The following is a 10,618-nucleotide window of genomic DNA, read 5'->3' on the forward strand; positions in this document are numbered from 1 at the left end:
CAAATGACAAACAGTACCATGACCGGGTCGGACTATGCCGATCCCGCCTTGCACGCACAAGGCCTATACATAGACGGACAATGGCAGGCGGGCACCGGCATTCCGGTTGTGAATCCCTCGACCGCAGAGGTCATAGCCGAGGTGCCTGACGCTTCAATCGCCGATGCCATGCGAGCCGTTGATGCTGCTGACGGTGCTGCCGCAAACTGGCGCGCAACCCCGGCCCGCCAGCGTGCCGAGATACTGCGCCGCTGGTTCCAGCTGATGACAGAACACGCCGAGGAACTTGCGTGCCTGATTTCTCTGGAAAACGGCAAGGCGCTCGCCGATGCGCGCGGTGAGGTCGCCTATGCCGCCGAGTTCTTCCGCTGGTATGCCGAAGAGGCGGTGCGTATTTCCGGAGAGTTTCGCCATGCTCCGTCGGGCGCTAACCATATTCTTGTCGATCATGACCCCATCGGAATCGCCGTCCTGATCACGCCCTGGAACTTTCCTGCCGCGATGGCTACGCGCAAGATCGGACCCGCTCTGGCGGCGGGCTGCACCGTTATTCTGAAGCCAGCCTCGGAAACGCCTTTAACCGCCTATGCCATGGCCAGACTGGGCGCTCAGGCCGGTGTACCGCCAGGGGTGGTGAATGTACTGACCACGATGCAACCGGCTGTCATCACCAATGCCATGCTGGCTGACCCACGGGTACGCAAATTGTCTTTTACCGGTTCGACCGGAGTCGGGCGAACCTTGCTGGCCGAAGCGGCAAAGACCGTTACTTCGTGCTCAATGGAGCTGGGTGGCAATGCGCCATTCCTGGTGTTCGATGACGCTGATCTGCAAGCGGCTCTGGATGGCGCCATGATCGCTAAAATGCGTAATGCGGGTGAAGCCTGTACGGCAGCCAACCGTTTTTATGTGCAGTCGGGCATACACGATGCCTTTGTCGCCGGGCTGACCGAGCGCATGGCTGCGCTGCGGGTGGGGCCGGGTACCGACGCCCAGACTCAGGTGGGGCCGATGATCACAACAATAGCCGTGTCGAAGATCGACCGCCTGGTTTCCAGCGCCATCGCGCAGGGCGCACGATTGCACACTGGTGGCAAGCCGCTGCCAGGTAGCGGTTATTTCTATCCGCCTACGGTTATTGATAACGTGCCCACCGATGCTGGCATTGCGCATACCGAGATTTTTGGCCCCGTGGCCGCTGTCTACTGTTTCGACACCGAGGCCGAGGCCATCCGCTTGGCCAACGATACAGAATACGGGCTCGCTGCCTATGTGTATTCAGGTGATCTGTCACGCGCGTTGCGGGTGGGTAAGGGCATAGAAGCGGGCATGGTTGCGATCAATCGCGGATTGATGTCAGACCCGGCGGCACCTTTTGGTGGAGCCAAGCAAAGTGGGTTGGGGCGTGAAGGCGGCGTTACCGGCATTCTGGAGTTCATGGAACCTAAGTATTATGCGGTACACTTTTAACTATGAAAGACTTATATCGCAATCGTGATTTCATCCCTAATTTCGACGAGCTCATCGCCGAAACCGCCGCAAGGTCACGTGCGTTTGCCGTCGGTGCCAACGCGCGCGTCGATGTGCCTTATGGCACCGGCGCACGCGAACGGGTGGATATTATTTTCCCGCCTGGCCTGGCAAAAGGGGCGCCGCTGCATGCCTTCATTCACGGCGGGTACTGGCGCGCCGGCAACAAGCATGAGCACTGGCTGGTCGCGGCGCCGGTACTGGCCGCAGGCGGTATTGCGGCCTTTATCGGTTACGACCTGATGCCAGATACCAGACTGGGTACTATTGTGAGCCAGGTGCGCGCGGCGTTGGCGCATTTGGTTGCGATGGCGCCTGAGCTGGGTGCAGACCCAAGTCGCGTCACAGCCAGCGGCCACTCAGCTGGGGCGCATCTGGCAAGCTACCTGGCTGCGATCGGCCCCGAAGAAAACGAGTACACAGGGCTTAGCGCGCTACGCGGCCTGCTGCTGATCAGCGGCATCTATGACCTGGCCGAGATCCCCGGCAGCTTCCTGAAGCACGAAGCGAAGATGACGGAGGCAGAAGCCGCGGCCTGGACGCCCCTGACTTCACGCCAGCTAGACGTACCCCGACGTATTTTGATGCTTGCCGAACACGATACTGCGCCTTACCACAAGCAGGCGCAGCAGTTCTCGTCCTTGCTGCAAACCCAGGGTCAAGACGTGCAGCTGCGCATAGAGGCAGGCTTGAACCATCTTAGTATCGAATTGGCCCTGGCCAACCCGAACAGCCCTGCCGGGCTGTGTCTTTCGGAGCTGGTTGCCAGTTGACCTTGGCGGCAACCGCTCGTCAGTGCGTTAGGCTTTGTATAATGGCGCATATGTCTGAGTTGAAAAAGCTGCCCCGTCCTCGTTGCGAGCATTGCCAGCGGCCTGCATCGCATTGCCTGTGTGCTTATATAAGTCGCATTCCTAACCGCACGCAGGTACTGGTGCTGCAACACCCGGATGAAGCGAACCATCCCCTGAATACCGCCCGCCTGGCGGTGATGGGGCTGCTTAATGCACGGTTGCTGGTGGGCGAGCATTTTCCGCAATTGGATGACATCGTTGCCTCAGCGGGCCGCGTGTTACTGCTCTTTCCGGAGCGGGAAGCAAGCAGCGCGCAGGTTGCTGCCGTTTCCACTTCCTCTTGCGGTGAGCCTGCCTCATCGCTGCTAATCGTGCCGGACGGCACCTGGCGCAAGGCACGCAAAATAGTGGGCGCGAACCCGGTGCTGGACACACTGCCTCGGCTGAGCCTGCCCCCTGGCATGCCGTCGGAATACCGGATACGCAAGACGAGTCAGCCTGCTGCAGTGTCCACCATTGAAGCGATTGCGCGTAGTCTGTCGCTGCTTGAACCTGAGCAAAGTTTCAACGGTTTATTGGCGCCCTTCAGGGCGCAGATCGCGCAGCAGGTGCAGGCTATGGGGGAAGAGGTGTATAGGCGAAATTATACGAATAGATGAGGGGTTGTCGCTGCACTGTACCGTAAGTTCGGCACAGTGCAAGAATGACGATGACTGGCAAACGTAATGTTTACCTAATCATAGTGCCTCAGATAGAAAGACCGTAAGCCTGCATCGCAGCCGCTGAATAGCGTAAACCCGCTGCTGCCTGTGGCGCGAAAGCCTTTTCCCGCAATGACATTGTCTCCGGGCTGAGTGTAATCTGGCACGCAGCCATATTTTCATCAAGACGCGCTTTGCTGCGCGTGCCCGGAATGGGCACCACGTGATAACCATGTGCCAATACCCACGCGAGCGCTACTTGGGCAGGCGTCACACCTTCATTCCGGGCTGCTGTTGCCAGAACCTCGACTAATTGAAGATTATGCTTCAGATTATCCCCAGTGAATCGTGGCAGGTTTCGACGGAAATCCGATGTTGAAAGTGCTTGAGGGTCGAAAGATGGGGTGGTCAACAGCCCTCGGCAAACGGGCGAGTATGCCACCAGCAGGATACCGAGCTCTCGGCACGCTTGATCCACACCGTCAACTTCAATATGACGCGTCATTAACGAGAATTCGGTCTGGATTGCTGCAATTCCCTGTTTACCATCCGTTGCTTTACGCAGAGCGGCGTCTGCACGGCGGATAGTCTTTTCTGACACCTCGCTCAGACCAACTGCACCGATATTTCCAGGCCGCAAATGGTCTGCCAGGGCCGACATTTGCGGCTACCGGTGTGCGACAACGACACTTATAGAATAAAAACAATTGTGGACCTGTTTTACACAGCTGTCCTAGTTTTTTGGTTTAAGGAATACTCTAGGAGGTGTAAATCAGGGGGGGCATGTTTAGTGTTTTTTGGTCGCCGTTCAGTTAATACGGTACTTCAAACTGATCATAGAGTTATTACCAATAAACATACGCGATCCTTGCGATTATTAACGCAGTTCCCATTGTCGGTGCAACGTTGAATTTAGACAGATAGTCAAAAAGCGCCGTGCTCAAACGAAACGCGTACTTTTTGATTGATTAGAATGCACCGTTTAAGAACTGTCAGACCCGCTTGCACAAGTCTGATGTCGCGGTCGCGGTCGATATTTCTATATTCAGGAGACCAAATTTTTGCTCCGTGAAATAGATTATTTCTAATTCGACGTACCATGAGTAGTGTTTTTTGAGTTTTTAACAGGCCCTTGGCAGGGGGTGAGTCTTTCCATATAACGCTACCTTCTTTTAAAATCTGCTTTCGCGGCGGATCTGTTAAAAGAAAATTGACCGCATCTTTGAGTTCGGTGTCGCTCACTCGCCTGAAATGCCAATCTATCGCCTTAGAAAATTCGTCCCAGTTGGCTTCTACAGTTGAGGCATTTCCTCGAGCAAAGCCTGCGCATTTTAGAGCGTACTCGGAGCGAGCGAACGTGCCAAGAAACTCATATGTAAGCCCTTGTGGCAACGGCATGTGAGGAAATTGGGGCGACATTTTTTTCCTTTTAATAAATTGAGGTTACCCGCCGGGAAAAACTATAAAATTTGCTATATTTTGATATTGTTAAGGCCGTTTTGAGTTCTGTTCCGAATCACAGAAGCAAAGCTAAGGTATCGACCCCGAATGATATCTTGAGACGCTCGACGTGTTTTGGCTCCACAGAATTAAGGAAGGCCAGATAACCACGTAACGACTCTTGCTCACAAGCATCGAGATTCCCGGTCTTAAAACGATGAATGAGCACCCGAAGCTTCCTCTTTTGCAGACGACCAATGGAGATGGTGTCATCATTAGTTATAGTCAAACCAGTTATTCTTCGCCCTCGCTTTTTCGATGTTTCTACCGTTTTTTCTTCGTTAATGACTAGTTTCGGATACGGTAAATCCTGAATTATTTTTCTTACGACGCTTAAGCAATCCCGCAGAATTACAGGGGTGGACGTAGAAAAAGATAGGTCGTCTGCATAGCGAGTGTAAGCAATATTATGTGCCAAGCAATAGTTTGAAACTGCCTCATCAAATTGAAACAGCAGAATGTTCGACACTTGAGGGGAGCTTGGCGCACCGACGGCAAGTGTAAGTTTCCCTTTTTCAACATTTTTCTTAAAAAGTATCTGTGTCAAAATGTAGCAGTCATCGTTTGTTAACTCCGCTTTTTTTTCTAGGTAAGCGACTAAGTCATCTGATTCGATAGAAGGAAAGAAATTTTTAAAATCGATTTTAAGAAGAAATCGATTACCTAAATGGGGGCTAACATTTGCCGACAGTCCCACGTCTTTTCGGTATGCAGTTGCACTGGCGTGGATTGGGAATTTTGAAAGAACGTTTTTGGAAAGCCAGCGTTGCAACGTTTTTATTTCCGGAGTGGGTTGGGCAATGTTCCTACGCTCAGGTCGCCGTCGCTTCTCAATTGTGTATTCTTTATAGCGGCGTGGAGCAGTTGCTATTAACATAGTCAATTCGTGCTCTGTGAAAGGAAGAGCTTGGAGCAGATCAGTTTTAAGCGACATTTTTTTCTACCCCTATATTCGGGACTTTAAAGCGCTCGTAAGCGGCCTTGCGTCTGCGATCTGCTACTGTTTGCTCGAAGAGTTGACTTTTGATTCGAGCACGCTCTAGGCGTTTATCTATTAGGCTATACTCGACGTAACTTTCGCCGGTGTGTAGGAATGTATAGAAAGATTCATTGCCCGAGCGACGAAACTTAAGAACCTCAAGTCTTTCCAACACAAACATCAGTTGATGAAGTCTTTTAAGAGATAAGGTTGCGCCTAATGCTTCCAAAAAATTCGAGATATCTGTTAGCCGAGCCACCTGGATTAGTTCGACGAAATCTGCAATCGTTAGAAGGATATGGCGGGTGTTCGCGAGATCCAGTGCTTCAGTTTTTGGCTGCTTTGACAAGCGGAGTTCTACTTCTTCAATAATCTGAAATACGTCTTCTTTACCTAAGGTCCCTGGAACCGAGAATGTCGCATTCTTATATCGGTTTTCAAGATTGAGTACCAGACCAAGACGTATGAAAGAGTTCTCCTCCCAATAATCCTCATGAATCACTATTATTAATTTTTTCGAAGTATCATGAGTTTTAAGAAATGCGCCGAATTCACCTACTGCGCCAACGCCTTCAAGAAATATTATAATAACGTCAACGAACGCGCATAAGTCTTCCTCGAATGACAACAGATCTTGATAAACGTCGTAATGGTTCCAATCCTTATAGGTCTCCGGTGTAATTAGGGTCGGATTGTATTTGGGGTGATAAATCGCAACATAATTAATAAAGTCCCCTCGTTGCGAGAGCGATCCACCTTCTGGACGAGAACCCATATCGCCCCCGAAGACCGTGATTCGATGCCATGGTCGGGTAACTCGACTTTTTGCGACATCAATATACTGCGTAATTTTCGTTATAGTCTTTTGCACGAATACCAACTACCTAAATATGGCGCGAAGACGGTCGCGTGGCCCGGCGGAGGAGCAGACATGCGGAGGAGCTGGGACGCGCGACCGTCTTTGCGCCAAAAATGCTGCCAATCCTTTTCAGTCTGGCGATACGCCCGACATTATCAGCTTGCAGACACCAATGTCAGTAGCCAACGAAACGCGTAATTGGTGTCTAGCATACTAACAACATATTGGGTATTTGACTAGTACAATTGGTCATATTTAGAGAGAATATATTGCATCCGGCATTCGACCCAATTAATGTTCGGGTGATTTTGATGATCCTTCTCGCTAGGTTTTGATGACTGCTACTCTATTATTAAATAGATTATTCTTCACATTAAAATCAAAAAACTAACAATAATTCGTCGATCAATACCCTAAAAAATATCGTACTTATTTAGCCAGCGCTCATCCGTTAGTCCGTGATTGGCTCCGCAAACACTCGACCGCAGCTTCAAGTAACTTCTCATCAGGCATAAGGGAACCCCATTCCCGCCAAAAATCTCGCGTCGCACTGTCGGGCTTCACTTGCGGCGGATCAAGTTTGATCCGCGTTGGAAGAAGCACCGCATCACCCAACAGTAGCGCCTCGCCTGTATCAAGGAGTGGGAGCATAGCCGTCAAACCGACTAGGGAGTCCGGCATCAGTCTCTTGATAACGTTCTGGTCGCTGTCGTTCGTTAGTCTGAGAGCCAAGAAATTGTTGCATTGGGAGAGGATTGTCCGGCTTACGTCAGACGGTCGTTGGCTCACGACGAGCATAGAGAACCCGTACTTTCTCCCTTCCTTCGCAATGCGCTCAAACGACCATAGTGCCTGTCTCTGAACGGCATCAGCGTCATCTTTGACCGGTAAGTAGAGATGTGCTTCATCACACAGTAAGGTAACTGGCGTGCGCGCATCTGCACTCATCCAGAACTGCACATCATAGAGAAGGCGAGCTAATGTTCCGGTGACAACAGGGAGTACATCGGCTGGAACCTCGGAGAAGTCGATGATTTTGATGCCATTGCCAGGATCGGCTCTTAGTAATTTGATGATCTGCTTAGCGAGCCATCCATAATCGAGCGCTGCTGCGGGGGGGGAGAACATAAAGCCGTAACGGCGATCATCCAGTTTCGCCTCCAGTCGCGATATAAAGCGTGTCAGCTTGTCCTCCCAATCTCCTTTAACAGCACTGCCGTTCTTCCCTACACCTTTAGTCGTGTTGTCCGTCTTCAGACGGACAACCAAATCAGAAATAGCATAGGGGATTGGCGAATCCACGGTGAAGGTTTCTTTGACCTTGTTTTTGTCCGACGAGTCAAGAGTGCCGGCCTTAAGATCACGAACGTGGAGGGTGAAACGGGAAGCTTGGTTAGGAGCATTCTGATCGCTTCGATCTAAGATCATCGACAGCATCTCATCACGGTTTAGCAACCAGTAAGGTAGAAACAGGGTGTCGTCCTTTGGAGCGGAAAGGTCGCCGGGACCCGCGATACGAAAGCGTTGTGCAAATCCACCATTGTTCTTGTCAGCCAGAGGTGCATATTCTCCGTGCATATCGAACACGACGATGTTAGGGAAATTCAGTTTAGCCGCACGTTCAAGAATCAAAGCTACTGCCCAGCTTTTACCCGATCCGGTACTTCCAAGAATGGCGGCATGTCGCTGGAAGAACTTATCCCCACTGGCGATTGCTTCAGCGCTACGATCTGCCACGAAGGTGCCAAGCTTCAATCGTTCCTCGTCAGATAATCCTGCTCCCAGGATTCCCATGAAACGCTGTAGGTTGCCTCCCTCGATTACAAAGCAGTCACGATCAATCTGCGGGAAGCTATCAGCGCCGCGTTTGAAGGTGTCCGACTTGTCACCGTCAACGGTCCGATAGGTGCCGATGACGAAAGCCTGCATGTGATCAGCCGGCGAGACCGTTAACGTCCCGAATTCACCACTTTCAGGACCAGGAAGTTCTTCGCGAAGTGAGCGAGTAACGCGATCTGTCATTCCAATTAAGAATTCCGCTTGGGTCGCACCCTTGATAGCGATAAGCTGTCCGATGCCTACACGTGTAAGCATCTCAGAATTAGTGACATCGATCGCCACGCGGCTGGTGTCAACGCCAGCTACACGACCGATTTGATCATTCTCTGTAAATACGAGTGCTGAGCTTGTCATACGGATAAAACTCCCTTTACAAATCCATCGAGGTCCCAGTAATCAACACCGGGGTAGAATATCTCTGCTCCATTGACGATGAAGCATGCGCCTGGGGTTCCAGCATCTTCGCGAAACTCAGCAGCTATAACATTTTTGTTCTTTATGGCTAAGTCTCGTGCTTTAGAAGAGAGCGAGAAAGTTAAAATTACCGTTTTCACACCTGATTTGATGCGGGGGGTGAGATGCGTTTCCAAATGATCATCATTGAAACCGTAGCCGATAATGAGGAAGCGGCGCGCCTTATCGATGGCGTCATTTCCCTTTTCTCGGTGTTTGTCGAAAGGGCTGTCATATCCGCTACGGAATTTGTTCAACCCTGGTGTGATGATAAGGCGAGGGAGTGGTAACGCTCCTGCGTAGCGAACCGGACTGCCCTCACGATGATACCAATCAAGACTACCATGCGGCTTGAAGATATTGGCTTTCATCGCGAATTTGTAGCGCACGTTCTTACCCACCAACTTCACATTACGGCAAAAACTCCAATAGCTATTCTCCGGTTCAAGCCGCGCCGCAAAATGGCCACAGAACATGGTGTCGACGCCTAAACCCGCTTCCTCACATGCGAGCTCGGCGAGACGATCATAGTTTGTAGTCACAATTGGTATGCCCGCATCTGACCGCAACAAATGCGGAATCAACTTGGTTAGTCGAAGCGTCTTAGATTTATTAAAAACGTCGGAGATAATATTGGCTTCAGCAGTGGCAATGAACTCGCCGGTGCTCTGCACAATTGCGGCCTCGAGAGATGGCGAGGGAGCATACTTCAGCAAAGCTGCCTCTAGCCCTTCCTTCTCAATAAGAGGGTGGATATTTTCCCAAAGCTGCGTGTCGTCTGGGGAAAGGCTAGCAGGAATATGGGTTACTAGGTGATGCCCTAGCGCCGTCATTCCGGGAACTCCTTCTGCACAGGACAGCCCAGAACCAATAATTAGAACGAGCCCATCGCCGAGGTGTTCTTGCAGCTGTTTTTTTAACGCACCTAGTTCCATGGACTTTCCCATTAGTCGGCAGCTATACCATACTCAGAACAGAGTTTTTTCATTGATGGGGGGTAAGTTTGTACTCCACCTTCTGAAATTCCATTAGTTTTTACTACTATCAAATGCAACACTTATTTGTGCAACGCCAGGTCCATTGCAGCCCAGCTTATCAAACGCCAATACTGCCAAAAAACTTACTGTTTGATAGGTATTTCAATTTGTTTATTATATGGCATGCAAACATCTAAATCCATACATTTACTTTCTAAAGTTAAATATAGTTACTTTTTTGATTTAGAAGTATATTTCCTGAACTTACAGAAGTGAGGCACAACATCAATGCGGCCACAGGTATCACTGCTGGTTATCTGAATTGGGAAACTGTCCCTAATCCGATGCCAGCACCAGTTACCGCTGCGATCCTGCTGGCGGCAGGCGATTGGTACGAGCATCGGGACGACAAGATAGATGTGTGCCTGGTGGATAACGACACGATTTGCGCCTGCTGAATCCGTACCGGCTGATGGATATTTAACTTCCTGCGTTTCAGGTAAAGGGTCGGTTTTGAAATCCAGAGGTTTCCAACAATGCTGGATTACCCCAGTAACATAATGTCATATTCGCCGGATATGATATGCGTTCATCCAATAGGAGGAGTTATGAAAAGAAACATTGTTCACGTCGCAGCCGCACCACCGAAGGAGGGACACAATTCGTTTGAAGTATTTGCGGTTGCAAGTGATGGAACCTTGTGGAAAAAATCAGAATATCCTGGCAGTAGCAGTGCACATTTGCCATGGTTCCAAATTCTTGATCTTCCGGACGATGGACACCAACCACTAGGGATGTTGCCAAGCAACCGAACATGAACGGAATGTGTGGTGTTTCGTTTACGGTGCGGTAAATATTTATCGACCGTATAAACAACAAAACAGAGTGATCGGAGAATAAGTAATAAATCAGCTTAAGAGCTTGATTTTATTGTGGTGCCCGGGGCCGGAATCGAACCGGCACGCCTTGCGGCGGGGGATTTTGAG

The 10,618-nt window shown here is 50.5% G+C and carries 10 protein-coding genes; 4 read left to right on the top strand and 6 right to left on the bottom strand.

The features are described 5' to 3' along the window. Positions 1-3 precede the first annotated feature (3 nt). From ACTIKR_RS11495 to ACTIKR_RS11505, 3 genes are read left to right on the top strand one after another with little or no spacing between them, the layout of a single operon-like run. Positions 4-1,470 carry an NAD-dependent succinate-semialdehyde dehydrogenase gene (locus tag ACTIKR_RS11495; RefSeq protein WP_193089184.1) on the top strand — a complete coding sequence of 489 codons (1,467 nt, stop codon included), beginning with the start codon at positions 4-6 and terminating at the stop codon, positions 1,468-1,470. Between the two features lie 2 nt (positions 1,471-1,472). Continuing rightward, on the top strand, positions 1,473-2,303 hold the full coding sequence (locus tag ACTIKR_RS11500; protein WP_193089185.1) for an alpha/beta hydrolase: 831 nt from the start codon (positions 1,473-1,475) through the stop codon (positions 2,301-2,303). A 41-nt stretch (positions 2,304-2,344) separates the two neighbouring features. Further along, a complete protein-coding gene (locus ACTIKR_RS11505) occupies positions 2,345-2,983 on the top strand; it encodes a tRNA-uridine aminocarboxypropyltransferase (RefSeq protein WP_442327902.1) in 639 nt (212 codons plus the stop codon). An 88-nt stretch (positions 2,984-3,071) separates the two neighbouring features. Here the strand turns inward: ACTIKR_RS11505 and ACTIKR_RS11510 are convergent, their stop codons facing one another. The 6 genes from ACTIKR_RS11510 to ACTIKR_RS11535 all read right to left on the bottom strand — a co-directional run bounded on the left by ACTIKR_RS11510 (position 3,072) and on the right by ACTIKR_RS11535 (position 9,590). Next, positions 3,072-3,686, bottom strand: coding sequence for an aldo/keto reductase (locus ACTIKR_RS11510; RefSeq protein ID WP_193089186.1), 615 nt, complete (start codon positions 3,684-3,686; stop codon positions 3,072-3,074). Positions 3,687-3,949: 263 nt separating this feature from the next. Continuing rightward, complete coding sequence (locus ACTIKR_RS11515) at positions 3,950-4,444, bottom strand: hypothetical protein (RefSeq protein WP_193089187.1); 495 nt, start codon at positions 4,442-4,444, stop codon at positions 3,950-3,952. 97 nt (positions 4,445-4,541) lie between these two features. Further along, the gene (locus ACTIKR_RS11520) at positions 4,542-5,459 is read right to left on the bottom strand and encodes a retron St85 family RNA-directed DNA polymerase (protein WP_193089188.1); all 918 of its coding nucleotides are present in this window, start codon (positions 5,457-5,459) and stop codon (positions 4,542-4,544) included. Next, positions 5,449-6,375 carry a retron St85 family effector protein gene (locus tag ACTIKR_RS11525; RefSeq protein ID WP_370540228.1) on the bottom strand — a complete coding sequence of 309 codons (927 nt, stop codon included), beginning with the start codon at positions 6,373-6,375 and terminating at the stop codon, positions 5,449-5,451. Before ACTIKR_RS11525 ends, ACTIKR_RS11520 begins: the two co-directional genes overlap by 11 nt. A gap of 432 nt (positions 6,376-6,807) precedes the next feature. Then, positions 6,808-8,556 carry an ATP-binding protein gene (locus ACTIKR_RS11530; RefSeq protein ID WP_193089190.1) on the bottom strand — a complete coding sequence of 583 codons (1,749 nt, stop codon included), beginning with the start codon at positions 8,554-8,556 and terminating at the stop codon, positions 6,808-6,810. Further along, a complete protein-coding gene (locus tag ACTIKR_RS11535) occupies positions 8,553-9,590 on the bottom strand; it encodes an SIR2 family protein (RefSeq protein WP_193089191.1) in 1,038 nt (345 codons plus the stop codon). The genes ACTIKR_RS11530 and ACTIKR_RS11535 overlap by 4 nt, the downstream gene beginning before the upstream one ends. A 650-nt stretch (positions 9,591-10,240) precedes the next feature. On the opposite strand from ACTIKR_RS11535, the gene ACTIKR_RS11540 reads away from it, so the two are divergent. After that, complete coding sequence (locus tag ACTIKR_RS11540; protein ID WP_193089192.1) at positions 10,241-10,450, top strand: hypothetical protein; 210 nt, start codon at positions 10,241-10,243, stop codon at positions 10,448-10,450. The last annotated feature ends 168 nt before the right edge of the window (positions 10,451-10,618 follow it).

Origin of the sequence: Advenella sp., from assembly GCF_052108595.1 — a bacterium.
Taxonomy (GTDB): domain Bacteria; phylum Pseudomonadota; class Gammaproteobacteria; order Burkholderiales; family Burkholderiaceae_B; genus Advenella.